This window comes from Vagococcus entomophilus (assembly GCF_003987595.1).
Lineage (GTDB): Bacteria > Bacillota > Bacilli > Lactobacillales > Vagococcaceae > Vagococcus_E > Vagococcus_E entomophilus.
Window position 1 is genome coordinate 740,511 of sequence record NZ_NGJZ01000001.1, and the last position, 20,145, is coordinate 760,655.

The 20,145-nt window shown below is 34.4% G+C and carries 19 protein-coding genes; 3 read left to right on the plus strand and 16 right to left on the minus strand.

All coding sequences use genetic code 11. The annotated features are described in order from the left end of the window. Window positions 1-97 precede the first annotated feature (97 nt). The 7 genes from CBF30_RS03420 to CBF30_RS03450 all read right to left on the minus strand — a co-directional run bounded on the left by CBF30_RS03420 (window position 98) and on the right by CBF30_RS03450 (window position 9,483). Complete coding sequence (locus tag CBF30_RS03420; protein WP_126822779.1) at window positions 98-1,060, minus strand: ornithine cyclodeaminase family protein; 963 nt, start codon at window positions 1,058-1,060, stop codon at window positions 98-100. A 161-nt stretch (window positions 1,061-1,221) separates the two neighbouring features. Continuing rightward, a complete protein-coding gene (locus CBF30_RS03425) occupies window positions 1,222-3,327 on the minus strand; it encodes a lectin-like domain-containing protein (protein WP_126822781.1) in 2,106 nt (701 codons plus the stop codon). A 406-nt stretch (window positions 3,328-3,733) separates the two neighbouring features. Beyond that, window positions 3,734-5,674 carry a penicillin binding protein PBP4B gene (pbp4b, locus tag CBF30_RS03430; RefSeq protein WP_126822783.1) on the minus strand — a complete coding sequence of 647 codons (1,941 nt, stop codon included), beginning with the start codon at window positions 5,672-5,674 and terminating at the stop codon, window positions 3,734-3,736. Window positions 5,675-5,970: 296 nt separating this feature from the next. Further along, on the minus strand, window positions 5,971-7,404 hold the full coding sequence (locus CBF30_RS03435; protein ID WP_126822785.1) for a glycoside hydrolase family 32 protein: 1,434 nt from the start codon (window positions 7,402-7,404) through the stop codon (window positions 5,971-5,973). Beyond that, entirely contained in the window at window positions 7,370-7,603 is a 234-nt protein-coding gene (locus CBF30_RS12145; protein ID WP_390221177.1) for an MFS transporter, read from the minus strand. The genes CBF30_RS03435 and CBF30_RS12145 overlap by 35 nt, the downstream gene beginning before the upstream one ends. 329 nt (window positions 7,604-7,932) lie before the next feature. Beyond that, entirely contained in the window at window positions 7,933-9,090 is a 1,158-nt protein-coding gene (locus CBF30_RS03445; RefSeq protein WP_126822789.1) for an MFS transporter, read from the minus strand. 102 nt (window positions 9,091-9,192) lie between these two features. After that, entirely contained in the window at window positions 9,193-9,483 is a 291-nt protein-coding gene (locus CBF30_RS03450) for an ArsR/SmtB family transcription factor (RefSeq protein ID WP_126822791.1), read from the minus strand. Window positions 9,484-9,622: 139 nt separating this feature from the next. Here CBF30_RS03450 and CBF30_RS03455 point away from each other — a divergent pair, with 139 nt between their 5' ends. Beyond that, on the plus strand, window positions 9,623-10,705 hold the full coding sequence (locus CBF30_RS03455) for an LLM class flavin-dependent oxidoreductase (protein WP_126822793.1): 1,083 nt from the start codon (window positions 9,623-9,625) through the stop codon (window positions 10,703-10,705). Beyond that, complete coding sequence (locus tag CBF30_RS03460) at window positions 10,702-11,268, plus strand: NADPH-dependent FMN reductase (protein WP_126822795.1); 567 nt, start codon at window positions 10,702-10,704, stop codon at window positions 11,266-11,268. Before CBF30_RS03455 ends, CBF30_RS03460 begins: the two co-directional genes overlap by 4 nt. Before the next feature lie 268 nt (window positions 11,269-11,536). On the opposite strand, the gene CBF30_RS03465 is transcribed toward CBF30_RS03460, so the two are convergent. The 6 genes from CBF30_RS03465 to CBF30_RS03490 all read right to left on the minus strand — a co-directional run bounded on the left by CBF30_RS03465 (window position 11,537) and on the right by CBF30_RS03490 (window position 17,539). Continuing rightward, the gene (locus tag CBF30_RS03465) at window positions 11,537-11,773 is read right to left on the minus strand and encodes a hypothetical protein (RefSeq protein WP_126822797.1); all 237 of its coding nucleotides are present in this window, start codon (window positions 11,771-11,773) and stop codon (window positions 11,537-11,539) included. 152 nt (window positions 11,774-11,925) lie between these two features. Further along, the gene (locus tag CBF30_RS03470; RefSeq protein WP_126823763.1) at window positions 11,926-12,780 is read right to left on the minus strand and encodes a formylglycine-generating enzyme family protein; all 855 of its coding nucleotides are present in this window, start codon (window positions 12,778-12,780) and stop codon (window positions 11,926-11,928) included. Window positions 12,781-12,788: 8 nt separating this feature from the next. Further along, window positions 12,789-13,565, minus strand: a complete 777-nt coding sequence (locus CBF30_RS03475; RefSeq protein ID WP_126822799.1) for a sulfite exporter TauE/SafE family protein — start codon at window positions 13,563-13,565, stop codon at window positions 12,789-12,791. After that, entirely contained in the window at window positions 13,565-14,677 is a 1,113-nt protein-coding gene (locus CBF30_RS03480; protein WP_126822801.1) for a radical SAM/SPASM domain-containing protein, read from the minus strand. Before CBF30_RS03480 ends, CBF30_RS03475 begins: the two co-directional genes overlap by 1 nt. Window positions 14,678-14,681: 4 nt before the next feature. Continuing rightward, window positions 14,682-16,157, minus strand: coding sequence for a sulfatase (locus CBF30_RS03485; RefSeq protein ID WP_126822803.1), 1,476 nt, complete (start codon window positions 16,155-16,157; stop codon window positions 14,682-14,684). 23 nt (window positions 16,158-16,180) lie between these two features. Then, window positions 16,181-17,539: a PTS transporter subunit EIIC gene (locus CBF30_RS03490; protein ID WP_126822805.1), complete on the minus strand. Its 1,359-nt coding sequence runs from the start codon at window positions 17,537-17,539 to the stop codon at window positions 16,181-16,183. Window positions 17,540-17,651: 112 nt separating this feature from the next. On the opposite strand from CBF30_RS03490, the gene CBF30_RS03495 reads away from it, so the two are divergent. Continuing rightward, entirely contained in the window at window positions 17,652-18,386 is a 735-nt protein-coding gene (locus CBF30_RS03495; protein WP_126822807.1) for a MurR/RpiR family transcriptional regulator, read from the plus strand. Between the two features lie 684 nt (window positions 18,387-19,070). Here the strand turns inward: CBF30_RS03495 and CBF30_RS11745 are convergent. From CBF30_RS11745 to CBF30_RS03510, 3 genes are read right to left on the minus strand one after another with little or no spacing between them, the layout of a single operon-like run. Further along, window positions 19,071-19,430 carry a hypothetical protein gene (locus CBF30_RS11745; RefSeq protein ID WP_148112253.1) on the minus strand — a complete coding sequence of 120 codons (360 nt, stop codon included), beginning with the start codon at window positions 19,428-19,430 and terminating at the stop codon, window positions 19,071-19,073. Beyond that, entirely contained in the window at window positions 19,388-19,702 is a 315-nt protein-coding gene (locus tag CBF30_RS03505) for a carboxymuconolactone decarboxylase family protein (protein WP_126822811.1), read from the minus strand. The genes CBF30_RS11745 and CBF30_RS03505 overlap by 43 nt, the downstream gene beginning before the upstream one ends. Before the next feature lie 15 nt (window positions 19,703-19,717). Then, window positions 19,718-20,134: a cupin domain-containing protein gene (locus CBF30_RS03510; RefSeq protein ID WP_126822813.1), complete on the minus strand. Its 417-nt coding sequence runs from the start codon at window positions 20,132-20,134 to the stop codon at window positions 19,718-19,720. Window positions 20,135-20,145 lie beyond the last annotated feature (11 nt).

The window sequence follows — 20,145 nt, forward strand, 5'->3', positions numbered from 1 at the left end:
AGAGGGAAATTTCAATTAGCCTATTTTGTCTCAACAAAAAAGATACAAACGTCATATATTAACATCCGTACCTTTCATTGCCGCTAAAGTCTAATCATCAATTCGTTACTTTATCAAATATCGCCTGAGCAACAATCAAATCCTGAGCTGCAATGCCTACAGTTTTAAACAAAATGATTTCTTCTGCATTTTCTCGGCTAACCAGTTCCCCATTTATCACTTGTCCGATCTCCCCTGTAAATTGCTCCTCTTTGATGATTCCTAAACTTAAAGGAACTAATATATCGCCAGATTCTGATAAGACTGCTTCTTGTGAATCAAAATAAATCTTAGAAGCTCGGGTTAACACTTCGGCAGGAATTTCTTGCATATGGGGTTGATAAGAGCCAACCGCAGAGATGGTTGCCCCCTTTTTTACTCTTTTACCATCAAAGACAGGATTTTGAGATGAGGTAACCGTTACAATCAAATCAGCCTGCTCAACAGCTGTGTTTGCGTCTGAAACTGCTAGAATTTTTGTAGGAAAATGTTGCATTTTTTGCTGCATATCTGCTACAAAAGCTTGTGTACGCTTAAAATCCAAACCTGCAATCCGGACCTCTTTTAACTTTTTAGCAATAAGCATTGCTTCGAGCTGCGCTGCCGCTTGGGCACCCGTTCCAATTAAAGCACCAATTTCGCACTTCTTTTTAGCCAAAAGTTTAAACGCCGCACCACTAGCTGCACCTGTTCGTAATTGAGTTAGATAGTTTCCGTCAATCATTCCATTGATCACCCCACTCTTTGCATCCATGACAAAGACTTGTGCATGAATAGCCGGCAAACCTTGTTGAACATTGCCGGGAAACATATTTAAGAGTTTTACACAAGAGGCATTGTACTCCTGGCAATATGCAGGCATGCACAAGTATGTTCCTGACCCTTCCCCATTTTTTATTTGTGTTCTTAAAGGAACTTGGACTTTTCCTTTTGAAAATAACGCAAATGCATCCTTGACCGAATCAATGCACTCCTCCATCGAATAATGACTATCTATGTCTTCTCTTGAAATAATGCGCATCGTTTATCCCTCCTACTTTTTTTCTATTTTAACATATTCCTCATTTTTTTATGACTTCTGTTTAATTTTAACTAAATAAAAAACCAAAACAGACATCTCTTCTGTTTTGGTTTTTCCTAATATTTATGCTTTACGAATTTTCTAACTTGTTACAATCAATCTTATTTTTCAACTTTTTTAAATCCCAATACAAAACTAGCTGCTAATAGTACAAAACCAATTACTACCAATTTTACTGAATCTAGTTCCCCTGTTTGAGGCAACGTTTTGTCTGAAACATTTCCAGAATTCGTTGCTTTAGAACTACTTGTTGAAGGATTTGGGACTATTTGATTTTGACTAGAAGAAGTACTTGTACTTGGTTCTGTCGTACTTTCACTTGTGCTTGTATTTGGTTCTGTTGTTGTTTCACTTGTGCTCGTACTTGGTTCTGTTGTCGTTTCACTTGTACTTGTACTTGGTTCTGTTGTTGTTTCACTTGTGCTCGTACTTGGTTCTGTTGTTGTTTCACTTGTGCTCGTACTTGGTTCTGTTGTCGTTTCACTTGTGTTTGTACTTGGTTCTGTTGTTGTTTCACTTGTGTTTGTACTTGGTTCTGTTGTTGTTTCACTTGTGTTTGTACTTGGTTCTGTTGTTGTTTCACTTGTGTTTGTACTTGGTTCTGTTGTTGTTTCACTTGTACCTGGCGTTCCAACATTTATTTTATTTGTGATATTGAAGCCGGTCCCATCCATAATCGTTTGATAGCCATCGACAGGTTCTTCTTGGATGGTATAGCTATATTCATTTCCGTCAGCATCATACTTATCTAAATTATCAAATGAATACATCCAGTTCCCTGTAGCATCTGCCGTTACAATTTGCTGTTTGATTTGTTGCCCGTTTTGTAACAAAGATACTGTAATACTTGTTGGACGTTTATTATATGCGTTATTGTTGTCATCCCAAATCTTCTTACCAGCAATTGTTACTGGCTCTACTTTAAGAGTATTCGTTATTTTTGAGTCTGTCACGACACTTGTATAGCCTGGGACAGAAACCTCAGAAACAGTATACACATATGCCTCTCCTGCCTGGTTGTATTTATCTAATCCTTCAAAATTATACTTCCAAGCTCCATTTTCATCTGCTTTAATCGTTTGTTGCTTGATTGGTGTACCATTTTGAAGTAAGTTAATCACGATGCTATCTGGCCTTGTGCTGAATTTATTATTGTAGTCTTTCCAAATTTTTTCGCCAGAAATACTTGTATTTTTCACGTAGTAATAGGTGATTACAGTCGTATCTTTTTGGTACGTTCCAGATCCCGTATAGTTAGCATTCATGTTACTTTCAACTTTTACATAATTATACCCTTCAAATGACTTTTGTTCGGTTGTGTAATCTGCACCAACTTCACCATTTGATAATAAAGGATTGATAATATCCTTATCAAGTGTCGCATCAACGTATTTTACAATAATGTTCCCAGGTGTTGGGGTATAATCAAAAGAATCAATTTTATATTGTTGTAAATTTTTATTTCCCCCAGTAGAGGCGCTGATTGCCATTGACAAGGCTTTATAGTTAGAATCAACTGTTTTGGTCCATACAAGGTTGGTACCGTTATTATCGTATGTAATGGTTAACTTTCTTGTTGCGCCATCATAGGCAATAACAAAGTCATGAAATTGCCCATCTAGAACTGACGTGGACAATTGTTGCACAGCGTCTACATCATTGTGTGCATATGTCGAGTCATCTGTTGTTACAAACGTACCAAAGGGTTGATTCCGGCCACTTGTTGGATCTTTTTCCCAACCTAAATTGTGGTTAGCATCGCCACCCTTCCCACCTTCATAATACCCATTATAGTAGGTATCAAGTTTAAAACCTGTGGCATTTGCAAGCCCGCCAATTCCTAGGTTTGCTCCTGTGAAACCAATCGCATTTTTAGCACCTGGATGAAAGGCAAATCCAATCCCGTCCGCTCCACCTTGCATGTCTGTTTTACTGCCTAAATTTACTTGTCCTTTTAGTGTAAAGGATGCAGACGGATCAATTTGGTCATTTAAGGTGAAATTTCCAACTTTATCATTTTGATCCGGTGTAAGTGTTACAACACCCGATTGTTCATTATAAGAAGCATCTCCTTGTAACGTAAAATAGTCTAGAAAATTCTCCGCATTGACAGAAGTTGCCGCCAAAGCTTTCGACGTTCCCACTCCCCCTAAAATAAAGCAAATTGTCAGCGACAATAGAAAAACAAGCCAATTTTTTTTATTCATTTCTACTTCTCCTAACTTTAAATTTTTTTATTATAAAGTATACAAATTAAACATTACACTAAAATCTACATTTATTAAATTTCACTTTTTTTCCGAGTAATTAAAAAAATGAAATCTTTTGTTTTTTTTTCATTTATTATTTTTAACGGCTATTTTAATAAAAATAACTTAGAAAAACGCCGATTTATCTTATGAAAAAAAACTAATACAATCGGTAATTTACTAGGGATTCTAGCATTTTAAAAAAAAAAAAAATTAAACAAATAACTTTTTTAACATAAACAATAGTATATTGAACAAAATAACATTTTCACAAAAAAATCCACTTTTATTTTCACTGTCTCAAAATTTTATTCAAAAAATAACAGAGTTAGAAACATTTTTTTGTTTCTAACTCTGTTTGTCATTACTGATTTGTAAACTCTATAACTGCTTGACCTTTTTTGGAATTTAAAAAGGACGTAATTTCACTACTATCTGCTTTTCTTTGCTCCAATACCTGTACCAAAGCTTTTAGTGATGCTTTGTCTGGTTTGGTTTGATAATCTTTCTCTTCCTTAATTAGATTATATTTTGAAGTCACCATATCAATTAATTTACTATCATTCGCCGTTTGATTACTATTTTCAAAACTATCAAATGCAAGTGTTGCAACCATCCCATAGCCAGATGTTAAATAGTGATTCCCAACAAAATCATTAGGATTTTGTTCTTTATCCAATACTGGTGAATTTTTACTATTTGTTAAAAGAACGATTGATACATGATTCACCGGATCAATCACAGTCAATGTCCCAACCCATCCCGTATGTCCAACCGTACTAGTATCAGCTAATGGAGAAAATGCCCATGAGTAAAGAGTTGTCCCTTTGCGTCTCCAGCCCAAGCCATAGCTTTCATTGCCATCTTTAGGTTTGATAAAATCATTCATAGTGGTTTCATCAAAAAATTTATGCGCCCCATAGCCTCCACGATTGAGAGTAATTTGCGTCATAATTGCTAAATCTTTCGCATTTGAGAATAATCCAGCATGGCCACTGATCCCACCCATTGTATAATAGGCCTTCTCATCATGCACTTGCCCTTGAATCGTATGGGTCCGAATATTGTTAAAGTGAATATATCCATCTCTGGTATTGCCATTTAATTCAGTTGCAGCAATTTGATCTTTTTTGAAACCATTTTGTAGTGGATTAAACGTGATATGTTGCAAATTCAAAGGTGCATAATAGTTTTTTTCCATATATGTATCTAAGCGTTCACCTGTTACTTTTTCAATAATAAAACCAAGTAACATATAATCTACATCTGAATACTGAGTATTGGTTCCAGGCTGATATTCTAAAGGAGTTTGGATAATTTTATCTAACACTTCTTCCCGTTTTTGTGTATATAATTGATTCGCATTAGGTGTGGATAGATTTTTAGACGTTGGATCATAATTATTATTGTGATACTGGGGGTCTGCTGGAAATCCTGCTTGATGTTGTAAAATTTCTTTTATTGTTAGATTATTTTTCCCTTTAATCTTATCGTCTGCTTGATCTTTAAACTCTGGAAAAATGGTTTGAACTTTTTGATTCACATCAATTTTCCCTTCTGAAACTAGTTTTTCTAAAGCATAATTTGTTGCATACATTTTGGTATTGCTAGCAAGATCATACAAAGTATTATTTGTAACAGTGGCGCTACTTTCTATCCTCTTCCCATCTTGTGTATAAGAATTTACTTGCCCATACGCAGAATGTTTCACCATTTTCCCATCTTTCGTGATCACCAATTCAGCTGATGTAAAACCGTTTTTAATTTCTGCTTGAATAATCTGATCAATCAGATTTAAACTATCATTCTTTTTATTTTTCTTTGTTGCATCAACAAGCTCTGGATAAGGAATCTTAATTTCCAACTTAGCCTGATGTCCTTCTTTTACCTGGCTCACTTGAATTTTATTGTCCCCATTGATAGTTAATTTGCCAATATTTACTTGATACCAATCGTTATCTTGTTGCTTTTCAACCTTAATTTTTTTTCCATTAACAAAAATATCAAACGCTTTCATTTCATTAGACTTGATAAACAATTTGCCTTGATCTTTGTATCCATAAAAAGTATCCATTTGATTCGTGATTAACGAGTCATCAAAATGCTCTTGATCTTTTGGCTGAATTGGATAAGATTTAGCTAGTTGGTAATCCCCCGTTACTCCCTTCACCTCTTTAGCCTTTAAAGATACACTCTCTTTTGAACTCATAGTTTTGGTTTGCGTTTTACTGCAACCACTGACTAACGTAATAGTTGCTACTACTAAGAAAAAACTAAGCATAGTTTTCAACTTGATCTTTTTCACTTTAAAAACCCCTTTTATTTTTTGAAATCGTTTACATATTTATAATAGCACATTTTTTAAAAAACGGAAATATAATTTCTTGTTTCATTCTAAAAAAACATTTAAAAAGAAATTTTTTTTCTTTACGAAATACATAGACTCAATTTTTTTCACTTAAGATAGAAAAAATCTAAAGTAACACCCACGCATGTACTTTAGACTTTCTAGTGTCTTCATTTTGAATTTCCTACTCTTTATTTCTAGCAGCTCAAACAAATTTTGTTCTTCTGGCTTCAATGCTTCCTAATACTCTCTTTTTAATAGCGAATCACATCTGTATCCAAATTGTAAACTTCAAGCGATGTTGTGACTATGCTATCTGTATTTATTGCAAACCTCAATGTTGACTCTTCATAGAAACGTTCTGTAAAGACTTTTGAACCATCATTGATAAACCATTCAGCCGAGCTAGTATCTAGATAAAGCGTCAGAGATAATTGATTTGCTTTTGGTAAGTGCGCGTATCGATAACAATCTTTCCCCGGACGGAACATCGTTAATTTCTCCTCATTTCTAGAGTAACTCAATTTTAAAACTGTCTCTTGCTGCTGGTTCAAAAGTAAGAATGCTACTTCCTTTCCACAATAAGAAACTAAGTCAACTGTCACGTTGATTTCTTGTTGTGGTTTTAAATCGTTGACTACGTAGCAAGCACTGAGTGTTAACTGTTTCTTTAACACTTGTTTGTGACGCAATTTTTTCATTTCAGCTACTGGACACATCCGTAACTTTTTATCAGCCGTTAGGATTAACTCTCTTGCAATCGTCAAAGCTCCTGCCCAGCCATCTTCTTTTTCTTTCATTTCACTTTCCCACATGGACATCCACCCAATGAGAATTCTGCGCCCATCAGGAGCAAGCATTGTTTGTGCCGCATAAAAATCATGTCCGTAGTCCAACTCCAAAAATTCGTTTCTTGAAAAATTTGTATTTTCATAGTCCATTTCTCCTATGAAGTAGCCCGTCTGAAATAGATTCAAATATTTTTCTGTTTTTGATTCGATTCCTTGTGGAGAACTGATGAGCACATATTGATCATTCAACTTAAAGAAATCTGGACATTCCCACATAAAGCCTTCGCTGTGACTTGAAATTGCTTTAGATATTTCACCTTTGATTGACCAATGAATTAAATCTATTGATTGATAAAGAAGCGCTCTGCCCACCTCTTCTTTATTTTGACTTCCTACTATCATGTAGTACTGATCGTTTTCTTGCCAGACTTTTGGATCCCTAAAATGGATGGAATTGTCATCTGGTGGCGTTGCAATCACGGGATTGCCTGGATACTTTTCAAAATGAATACCATCTTTGCTCACAGCAATATTTTGGGTTTGCCAAAAGTTTTCTGGATTGTTCTCGTCGTAGTAGTTATGTCCAGTGTAAATTAAATAGAGTTGATTCTCTTTTACGATTGCACTTCCAGAAAAGCACCCGTCTTTATCAAACTCATTTCCAGGATAAAGTGCAATTGGCAATGTTTCCCAATGAACTAAATCTTTACTAATAGCATGTCCCCAATGCATAGGTCCCCAGTCTGAGCTATACGGATGATATTGATAAAAGATGTGATAATTGCCTTTAAAAAAACAAAAACCATTTGGGTCGTTTAACCATCCTCCTTTTGCCATCACGTGGTATTTTTCACGAAATCTTTCATTGTTTACTGTACACAATTGTTTGTTTTCCATTTTTTTCACTCCTATTTTTGTTACGTATTGTAAAAACGGATATCATCCTAAAGGTTAAGATGAAAAAGCCCAAAAAGATATAGGTCGGTCCAAATCCAAGATAGTCGTACATTCCTCCTGTCCCAAGTGACAACATAAACATCCCGATGTGGGGAAACACTTGATAACCGACTAAGTACAGGAGCGTTTCAAAGTGCACCAACAATCATGATTATATCAGTGATGCTACAAGAAAAAATTTCCTCAGTCAATTCAAACACTTACGCTATCGCCTAATAAAGATATGGTCGAGGAAAACTGCTTAATAGCCCTATCGCTAATTTTAATTGTATACTGAAACAAAAAGAAGTGATTTTTGAAAAATATTTGCGTAAATCCAAAAATAAAAGTCTTCTTTAACTTTTATAATATTAACGTTATCTTGAGATAAGCGATCGGAAAAAGCAAAGAACTGAGAGAAAGAAGCCAACAAAAGCTAATTTCCCTCAGTTATTACTATTCGCTAATTTCTACTTTTGCTCTTAGCAATCAGTGATTCCTTGTAAAAAATGATTGACTTCGATAAATAATCAATACAATAAGATACGTGATAATAGTGAAATATGCAATACCGAAAAACCCTGAAAAAGTGGCAAATAACATTCCCCCAAAAATACTGCCCACGGTTGTCCCCGCATACATTGAAGCATTAGACAAAGAAGATATGGTGCTTCTTGCTGTTGTTGTTGTACTTTGTAACGTGGTCATAAATAACGGAAAAATAAAACCATTGACTAAAAAAACAAGTGTAAGGAGAATCTCTGCAAATAAAAATGACGGTAAAAAAGGTAAAATGGCATACAAAATCATGAGTCCTACTAGTCCTCTAAAAAGCGATTGTTGAATTCCCCACTTATCGATCAGTTTATTGCCAAATAAAGTACCAATCAAATTTCCTGTTCCAATTGCAATCATCGAGCTCCCGACATTTGCAAGCCCTAGAGAAAAATCCCTAGTAAACCACGAGCCAATAAATGTCATCACGCAAAAATTTCCTGTCTGAAAGACAAAATATGCACTCAAATATGCTAACGCTTTTTTGTTTTTTAAAATCTGAGCGTAGATTTTTACAAATGAAATTCGTTCAGATTTTTTACTCGTTGCATTTAAGTCTGGCAACAGCTTATATACAACGATTGCCACTAAAATAGAGGTCATAGAAATCACATAAAAAGGAACCCTCCATGAAAGAGCAGCTAAATAACTTCCGATTGGAACACCAACTAACTGTGATACAGCAAGTCCTGCAGAAGCAAAGCCCATTGTTTTAACTACCAAATCTTTCGCTACAACAATCGGTATGGAAGCCCAGACCTGAGGTGTGACAAAAGAAGCACTAACCCCCGCCAAAAATCGAAAGGTAAGCATCAAATAGAAATTTGTTGCAAAGCCACATAAAAAAGTTGCGCTTGCAAAGGCAACAAACCCATATAACATAATTTTTTTTCGATTTCTCCCATCAGAAATAGGACCACTAATCAATGCAAAAACTGCATACCCAAGAGCATAGGCACTCACCATCCACCCAGAACTACTTGCTTTTATACCATATAAAACAGTTAAGGTTGGCAATAATGGTGAAATTAAAAATGTGTCTGTCCCAATTAAAAACATAATTAAAAAGAAAATCCAAGCATATTTTTTCATTGTGTTCCCTCTTTCATTTTCATGATATCGAAATTATCGAACTATATGATTTGATAATTTTAAATCTATCGAATCAAATCATAAAACAATACCTAGATTCTACTATAAAGAATCTAGGAAGTTGGTAAGATACTTGTGAAACGTATCATGACGAAGTGTGACAAATTTTTCTCGAGCATCTCGTCTAGTCTTTGTCAATTTTGCTTCTCTTAAAATTTTGAAGTGATAGGAAACCGTTGACTTACTTAAATCAAGATTTTCTCCTATCTCTCCACATCCCATTTCAGCCCCCTTATCTCTTAAGAAGCGGATGATTTCTAACCTAGTCGGATCAGATAGCGCCTTGAAAATTTGAATTCGTACTTCGTCTTCTTCTAATTGTTTTATATTCATAAATCAATAGTAATCCTTTTTTTAAATAATTTCAAGAAAATAGTTCGATAATATTCGAATAGTTTAGTAAGCTGATATTTTGCGAAATCTCCCTCTTTAACTTACAATAAGTAAGTATAAAACAAAAAGGATGTGTCTTATGAAAACAAATGTTAATAAAATTCCAATTTTTGATCCTACTAAAGGTTTGGAATTCGGAATTTACACACTGGGCGATCACCTCACCAACCCGCATACTGATAAAAAAATCTCTGCCGAACAACGCTTAAAAGAAATTCGTGAAATGGCCGTACTAGCTGAGCAAGCTGGTTTAGATACATTTGTTGTTGGAGAAAGTCATCAGGACTATTTTGTAACACAAGCCCATGCTATTGTCCTAGCAATGATTGCACAAGCAACCAAACACATCAAAATATCTAGTGGCTCCACCATTATCAGTACTTCAGATCCAGTTCGTGTCTTCGAAAATTTTTCGACTATCGATTTGTTGTCTGGCGGACGAGTTGAAATTGTAGCAGGTCGTGCCTCACGTGTCGGGCTCTTTGAACTATTAGGTTATGACCTAGCTGATTACGAAGAACTATTTGAAGAAAAATTTGAGCTATTGCTAAAAATAAACCGTAACGAGTACACTACTTGGAAAGGAAAATTCCGTGCCCCCCTAACCAATGCTCATGTCCTGCCAAGACCTAATAATTACTCGCTTCCGATTTGGCGCGCTGTTGGTGGAGGAACAGGAAGTGCTGCTCGCGCGGGTCGAGCTGGTGTTCCGATGTATATGGCTCATCTTGGGGGTCCTGCCCAGCTATTTAAGCGAACAATTGATGTGTACCGACAGGCAGCAACTGTGGCTGGTTATGATGCACAAACCCTCCCCATTTCAACAGCTGGTTTTTTCTATGCAGCAGACACCACTCAAGAAGCCTTAAGAGAATACTACCCACATATTAACGAAGGAATGAAGCACACAAATGGTCAAGGTTTTCCCAAGCAAGCCTTTGCACAAGCACAGGACACTCGTAGCATTATCAATGTCGGTTCGCCCGAACAAATTGTTGAGAAAATTCTTTATCAACATGAACTATTTGGACATCAACGCTACATCGCTCAGCTAGATTTTGGTGGTGTTCCATTTGATAAAATCAAGAAAAATATTGAATTAATTGGCACCCATATTTTACCAAAAGTAAAAAAATATACCGCAAAGCAGGTGGAAAAATGAAAATCAGACTTCTTTCCGGATCCATCATTGGAACAAAGACACAAATCGCAATGAAGTATGCCCTAACGAAACTAATCGCACAGTACCCCCAAGAAGATATTCAGCTTTTGGACTTGAAAGAATTGAACATTGAGTTTAGTGATGGAAGAAACTATTTGGATTATTCAAACGATACACGCTACTTAACAGATGAGCTAATGGCAGCTGATATTATACTCATTGGTTCGCCAACCTTTCAAGCCTCTATTCCTGCAACGTTAAAAAACGTTTTTGATCTTTTACCACAAAATGCTTTTCGAAATAAAGTCGTGGGCGTTCTTATGACTGCTGGTTCGTCCAAACATTTTTTGGTTGCTGAAACGCAATTAAAACCCATCATCAGCTATATGAAAGGCTACATGATTCCCAATTATGTCTTTATAGAAGAAACGGATTTTGATCGTGGAACGATTGTCAGCGATGATGTTCTTTTTCGTATCGACAAATTAATTGAAGACACCTATCTATTTTTTCAAAGCTATCAAATCGTGTGGCAGAAAAAAGAAGACTCTTACGATTTCTAAACAAATAAAAACACCTAACCACGCTTTTTCTCGGTGACTTATGGGATTGATGGATCAGAAGTGATTATTCAGTCCTTCCTGACAAAAAGCCTTGTTCGTCCTGTCTAATTTTTTAGTTTGATCATAGAATTCATGAACAATTTCTGCTAGTTTATCATTTTTCCCGATGAATTCTATGTATCCTCTTGGCTATACAATACTCGAGAATCAAATAACATCACTCATTGTTTAGTTATTACGTAAAATATTGTGCAATGAAAGGCCAGCTTCAACGCACTAGTTCATACTTTATAAATGCTTTCTTATATATGATATGCATAAAAAATCTTGCTCTTTCTATTGGAGCAAGATTTTTAAATTCTTTAATGTCATTTTCTAAATTTATTCTACCGACTCTTCGTTGATGATGAGGAAATTTATTATTAGGAAGAATCGCATTTTTTAAAATAGTCTGGAAATCTTCATTTATAATGGCTTTTCTTTTTCTTTTTTGATATTTATTCAAGTTAGTTGTACAACCGTTTTAACTTTTTTTATAATTTTTGATTAGATCTTTTAAAGTTTTCCCCATTTTCTTTCGCTTTTCTTATATGAGTTTTTAAAATTGTACAAGCTTAAGAGAAGGCTGAAAAAACTAATCCTCCTATACTGCATTTTTCAATTTTTTACGGTTCTAAATCCTGTATTATTGCTGGCTGAATCCCCTGAATTTCCATTTCTTGCAGCGATACGATACCTTTTACAATAAGACTCATGACATAAAAAGGAGCCACCACGTATAGCATAATTATTTGCGTCAAACTGATTACATTCTTTTTCATAAAAATTACTGTTAAAATCTTTAAAATCTGCTAAATCGATTCCTTGAGGATTCAAACACCACTCCCAAACATTGCCAATCATTTGATAGATGCCGTAACCATTTGGGGCAAAATTTTTAGCAGGTGCTGTGCTTAAAAAACCATCTTCTGTTGTATTACTTAAAGGGAAATTTCCCTGCCAAATATTACATTGATAGTTACCATCAACTAAAAAGCTATTTCCCCAAGGATATTTTTCATGATTGGTTCCACCCTTAGCAGCTATCTCCCATTCGGCCTCTGTTGGCAATCTTGTTCCACGCCACTGACAATATGCCAAAGCATCATTTCTTGAAACTTGTACAACTGGATGGTCCATTCTCTCTATAATCCTTGAATTTATTCCTTCTGGATGTTTCCAATCGGCTCCCTCAACAGCATACCACCAGTTTAACCCCAAAACTTCTTTAGCTGTCATTATTTCTTCAGTCGTTAAGAAATAATGGAATACATAAGACCACCCATATTTTTCTGATTCGGTCACATAGCCAGTACTTTCTACAAAATCTTTAAAATCTTGATTTGTAACAGTTGTCACATCCACATCAAAAGAAGCTATCTCTATTTTTACTTGTGGTCCTTCCTTATCTTTTGGAAAACCATCTGCTTGATTTGTACCAATTATATATTGGCCACCAGGTATTCTCACCATTTCAACCATTAAAATCCCCTCCAACCGTTATAAATATTAATAATTAAAACTAAAATGATCACGAATCGATAGATTTGACTGACTTTACTATCAGATACTTTCCCACTAACATATGCTCCCAAAGCTCCACCTAATATAGCTGCTGGAATAATATAATACAACATGGTTAAATCATATCTGCTCATGTCTCCAGTTAAAACGATGGCTAATACTTTTGATAACTGGGAGAAAAAAATAGTGACTATGGAATAAACTGTCGCATGTTTGATTGGAATATTAAATAGAAGCATCAAAAGAGCGACATTAATGGGTCCACCACCGATTCCAAGTAGGGTTGCTAAAAAACCAAGTACTAGACCTGATCCCAATTTTAAAATAACTGATTTGTATCCAAAGTTTTTCCAAATGCCTTTACTGTACATAAACGAAAAAATCAACGTGATTATAGTTAAAATAATCTGAACAAGTTGAACTTCGTTTTCTTCTGGAAAAACATTTAATATTTTTTCAAAAACCGAATTGCCTAGGAATCCGCCAATCACAGCCCCTATTGATATATTAAGTGCAAAAATCCAGTTTATACTCATTCCATTTTTAATTTGCCTAGAGGTTGAAACAATTGACATTGTTAAAACAGCTGCACTTGAATAAAACGAAATGGCCGCAACAGAATGAACATTAATCAAATCAAAAATTGGTTTAATTAAAACACCACCACCCATACCTGAAATTGCCCCAATTGTATTCGCAAATACAATAATAATAAAATAGATAATTCCAATCATTAACTAATACCTCTTAAATAGGTTACTACTTCTGGCAGTCCCTCAGTATACCTATGCAAAACCTCTTGAAATCCACAATACGTATCATCATTATTTACATAAATAGCTTCTTCCATTCTTTTACACCCTCCGCCACAAACATTTTGATATGGACAATTTCTACACTGCTTTTTCACTTTTCTTCCTTCACAATTAAATTTAAAATTTATTGGTTGATCAAACAACTCTTTTAATGTATTTTCTTTTATGTTGCCTAATTTATAGTCATCTAACACATAAAAGTCACAAGGATATACACCACCATCTCCCTCAATAACATATTGCGTTTGGCACTTCCCATTAATACCGCAAGCTGATATTTCCCGATTAACTAAAAAATGAAATAAATCATCAAATAATTTAATGCTTATATATTTTTGAGACTTTAACTCTTCTAGCCATAATTGATAAATTCTTGTGTAAAAATCAGCAAATAGCTCTGGAGATAAACCATATTTATGTTGTGACTCTTTTGATAGAGCATCTAGACAAGGGATAAACTGAACATATTTAATATTTTCATTTCTTAAAAAAGACATAATTTCATCTGGTTCTAGAGCCATTTGTTTCGTTAGAACTGTTAAAACATTGTAGCTGATTTCATACTTATCCAAGAGTTCTTTTGTTTTTTTTACTCTGTGATACGTTCCTTTTTGCTTCCAATCCACACGTCCTAAATTATGGAAAATAGCTGGTCCATCGATTGACAGACCAACTAAAAAGTTATTTTTCTTTAAAAATTCACACCATTTATCATCAATTACCAGACCATTTGTTTGAATAGCATAAGAAATGGTTATTTTTTTAGACTGCTGGTTAAGCTTATTCACCAAGTATTTATAGTATGATAAACCTGCAAGTGTGGGTTCGCCACCTTGAAAAGTAAAATCCAAAAAATCCCCGTCTTCTAAATCAATATAAATCTGCTCAATCATTTTTCCAGCAAGCTCTTCAGTCATTTTTCCAAATGATTTTACTTCTCTAATTGTGCTGATGTCGTTATAAAAACAATAGCGACACTTTATATTGCATAACGAAGAAGCCGGCTTAATTAAAACAGAAATGCGTTTCATTTGTTTATCCTTTCAGACCCAAGCGAATAAATTCACTTTCTGGTGCTTCAATGTCAGTCATTTTTTTTATTAACTTTTCTATCATTCTTGATTCTATTATATTGTCATTTAGAGGTTTATTTTGTTTAGAATCCAATTTCATATCAAATAATAAATTACCTAGAGAATAGGAATCAATATTCGACACAGATCCAATTTCTATAACCGGGTATCCATCTGTAAATCGATTCCCTTGAATTAATCTTATATTCTCTAATAATTTATTAGGAAAAAATCCTCTCATCATTGTTACAGCTAATGTTTGTTGAGCTATCGGACCATTATCGCTATTAGCAGAAGCTCTCATATAAGTATAATGACCATCATAAATACAAACATGACCACCATTTGTTCCAAAAATAATCGTTTCATGATTTAATTCATCATCAATTATATTTATAAGTGATTTACCATCTCTATCAAATTCATCTATAATATCAAAATAATCTAACAAAGTTGAGGCAATATCTATTGTTTGAGCTATCCCTTCAACACTTTTCCCTTGTTTATCTTGATAGGAAGGAACATGCATAAAAAATGGAATATGAATAATTTCTTCATACATTGGTGCAATATTTTTCCCATACCAATCATGTTCTCCAAGAAGAAATCCATGGTCTGTATTTACGATTATTAACGTATCATCCCACATATTTTTTTCATCAAAGTAATCTAGTAATCTCCCTAAATGAAAGTCACACATTGAAATTAGTGCCGCATATTCTTTTCTCATATTAATCTTATCTTCTTCAGAAACATTGTCTTTATTTTGATATTTAGGCCAATAGGGTACTCGATCAGCAGCAATATTTTCATAGATATCGCGATATTTTTCTGGAACATAAAATGGTTCATGAGGATCAAAACATTCAATCTGTAGGAACCACCTGTCCTTATCATGGTGATTCTTCAAAAAATTTAATCCGGCGTTTATAGTCTTAACGCTTGAATAGTCATCTTCTTTCAATTGTTGAGTTCGATTGGCGTAGTGTTGAACAACTGAGATTCCTTCTTTATTAAGGGGATTGACATTTTTATTTTCCATTGTAATTGTTCTTGGCATCCATCTGTCACCTTCCTGCCCTCTAAAACCCTCCCAAGTTGAATAGCGATTATGGTACGTTGCACCACCATCTTCAAAATAATGAGAATGATCCGTTACCAAATGACAATAAATATCCTGTTCCTGTAATCTTTCGAATACAGAATTATCAAAGCTTTCTAAAGGTCCCCAACTTCTGTGTAAAAAATTATATCTGCCGGTTTGAAGCTCGCGTCTGGCTGGCATACAAGGCATACTTCCTCCGTAAAATTGGTTAAACGTTATCATTTTACTTTGAAGACGTTTAAAGTTTGGTGCATGTATCCATTCATTTCCAAAGTTAGGTAAAAAATCTCTAGTCAATGTATCAAACATAATCATTACTGCTCTTTTTTTCATTAAGATTGCCTCTATTTCTATAATTATATTTGTTTATTTTTTAATTTCGCATAACTTATTGTTAATACAAAAGCTACCACTACGCCCAACGCATAACAAATCAAATATTGCAGATATTTTCCATCTGCCATTAATGGTATCGCAGACATACCCGCTGCACCAAATGCTGAAGAGTTTATATCAAAAAATCGAACCAACGCTCCTGCTACTCCAGCTCCTAAAGAGGCAGTTACAAATCCAAATCCTGATGGAATAACTAACCCAAACATAGTAGGCTCCCCTACCGCTAAGAAAGTTGCTGGCAAACATCCTTTTGCAATTTCTTTAACCTTTTGATTTTTAGTTAGGAAAAATATTGCCAAACCTGCACCTAGTAAACCTGCATTACTCATGATTTGAATTGGAAAAATAGGCGTTCCACCAGTTGAGTTGATTAATTCCATATGAATAGGTGCTAACCCTTGATGTAACCCTGTTACAATTAAAGAAGGAAAAGCAGCTGCTAAAACAAACCCACCAAAAATCCCTGTATGTTCTATTAAAAACATCATACCATTCGTAAAATAGTCAGACAGTTTTCCAGCAATCGGCATAATTAAAAACATATAAATAGTTCCTGCTATTATCAATTCAAATACAGGTGTGAACACAACATCTAAAATATCTGGAATACATTTTTTTAGCATTTTTCCTATTTTACTCATTACCCAAACGCCAAAAATAACTCCAAACAATCCACCCTGTCCTGGTGTTAATCCTATTAACGACAAAGCAGGTAAAGTGGTTGCTGCTCCAAGCACCGCTCCAAGAATCGGATCTGTTTTAAATTGCTTCGCTGCCGTCATCCCAACATAGATGGCTAAAAAAGAAAACGTTGCATCTCCCAATATTCCTAATAAAGTACTTACTTGTAATGTGCCATTCTGCTCTAAAATAACTTGATAAGGGGCTAAATTTTTTGTACTGGCAATATTTTGTGCGATAGCAGTTACTTTAGCACTATTTACCAATAAATTATTTATTCCCTGCAAAAATCCAGAAGCGATAATAGCCGGAATTAAAGGTACAAATATACTTGATAACAACTTCAAGAAGTTTTTCTCTTCTCCCACTTCTTCCTGCTTATTCGACGCTCCTAATTGCTTATTAATTTCCTCTTGTATCTTAACACTTTTTCCTGGCCCAACAATAATTTGAAATGTATCTGCAATATTAACACCTAAAACGCCCTCTAGTTTTTCTATTTCTTCTTTGTTAACTTTGTCTAAGTCGACATATGAGATCCTAACTCTTGTCATACAATTTTTTACGGTTTTAAAATTATCCTTTCCCCCTGAAAGTTCAATAATTTTTTCCCCAAGGTTTTGATATTCACTCTTCATATTTATTCCTCCTTTAAATTATATACTCACATCATAAATCATTATTTGTATTTTTGTTCACAATTTCGTATACTTAAAACAAAGTATCATTTTTTTGGAACGGGGTGTCATTATGATTTCTTTAAATAGTATTGTTAAGAATAATTCCTCTTCTTTAACTAAATCTGATTTAATTATTTGTGAATATTTACTTGATTACTCAACTGTAATCCCAAACATGACTCTTCTTGACTTAGCTCAAAAAACATATTCTTCCAAATCAAATGTCTTGAGATTATTAAAAAAACTTGGCTTCTCTGGTTTCACTGACTTCAAATACTATTTACTTGCATCAGATACGGGGATAAATGATCAGCCTTATCTAAATAGTATTTTCAGCAAATTAGGAGCCATTGATTATGACTCAATTATTAAGAATTTTAATCAAATAATAAATAAATCAGAAAATATATACCTTTTTGCGACTGGTCAAGACCAACAAATCCAAGCAAAAAATTTAGGGAATTGTTTATTAAAACTAGGTATTATTTCTACATTTATCCCACTAAACGCCAATGCTGAATTGACAACCAATATTATTGACTCTATACAACCAAAGGACTTAATAGTCATTTTTTCAAGTAAAGGAAATAACGATTCCTTAAAAACTCATTTTAATCGTTTCAACAAAAGCGACTATCGTTTAGTCTCTTTTACTGCTTTTAATAATGGATGGATTCAACAAAAAGCAACATTAGCCATTTCATTAGAAATGAAACAATTTCAAGATCCTTCTCTAACCTATCAATCTGGAATGATGCATCTTCTCATCAACATCCTTTCTTCGAAATTGAAAATAGATGCTTAACTAAAAATTTTAAAATATAAGCTACGGACAGAAGTATCAAAATAAATAAATTCATAGTCAAAGATCGTGTGACAAAACTCTCCTAAACAGAAAAACATCTTGGTAAAAATCAGAAGAACTGATAATTGCCAAGATATTTTTGTATTGAGTAGATTAGGCCAATTTCACCACTTTCTACTTTCAAACACAGAAGAATATCTCTTTAATAGAGTTCTTTACAAAATTGCTGAGACATTTCTTTTTAATGATTGACTATATTTCTTGATTGATTTCCCCAAAATGAAAGGAAATTTATTGGTATCGGTTTTAAGTTTAGTTCCATCAGTATAAAAAGCTTCGTTATCAATCAGCTTGTAAATAGACTAATGACGACCGAAATTGAGTAGAACATAGAACATGCTTCAAGAAGCACAACTGGCTCGATCCGTACATGTTGACTTCTCAAGTTACAATCGGGGAGTGATTATTTTTCGAAAAAACTAAAAAGGCATACAGACAAAAATCGTCTATATGCTCACAAACAGTTAAAGCTAGTACCTTATCGTGTATTTCATAGATTGGGCTTTTATCAAACTAACAATCACGATTGCAAACCTATCCATAACCTCTTTAATTGGACAACCATAAAAACTATTCATAGTTTTAACAGCTCCAGTCGATAATCATAAATAGCAAATAAATGAATCATTTGCTATAAACTGGGAAAAAACTAGAATCTCCATAGTTATCGATTCTTTCAATATTTTTCAACAGCTGTAAATCATCATTTGATAAATTAAAATCAAGTTCTCCATTTGCTTTAATATGCTCTTTATTTTCTGATTTTGGTAACGGTAGTAGTCCAAGTTCTAAATAATAACGAATAGCAAGTTGACTGTTTCTCAAATACAATATCAACTCATCGTCTATCTCTTTTAATAGGCGCTTGGTAACCAGCTTAGCAACTTGTCCGTTTGCACCAAGTTCTAATAGTTTTTCATACTCTCTCTTCTTTCTTAAAACTAATCTGCAAATATTTCTTTCGCCATTGAGAACGCACTCCACGCTTTAGGCCAACCAGCATAAAATGCTAACTGTGTAATCATAGCTACAATCTCTGCTTTAGTGACACCATTCTCTTTGGCAACTTTTAAATGAGCCTCGAGCTGAGGAGCCCCCATTGCTAAAAGTGCTGAACAAGTAATCATACTCCGATCATGGGCTGATAATTCGTTTTCTTTTGCCCACACTTCTCCAAACAGTACATCATCATTTAATACCGCAAATTGTGGTGCAAACTCACCTAACTGTTCTCTTCCTGCTGTTTGCTTTTTCATCCGAAGATTCCTCCCTTATTTAGTAGTTAAATTTTCGTACCATTGATCGTCGACAGGCTCTAGCCATTCTGGAGTGCCGGCAGTAATCGCAATATGTTCAAACCAGCTGTCTTTGGTAGCACCATGCCAATGTTTCATCCCATCGTGTGTTGCAATCACATCTCCTGCTTTTAAGAATTGGGCCGCTTTGCCTTCTTCTTGATACCAACCTTCTCCACCAGTTACAAGTAACAGCTGAAAGCCATCATGGTGAATATGCCAGTTATTACGACAACCTGGTTCAAAAGTTACATTGGCTACACCTACACTAATTTTTGGATCAGAAATTAATCCTTGTAGGTAACTTTGTCCGATAAAATATTGAGCATAGGCATCATTTTTTTCTCCGATTGGAAAGATCACACCATTTTTTACTTCTTCATTTTTTGCCATTTTACATTCCT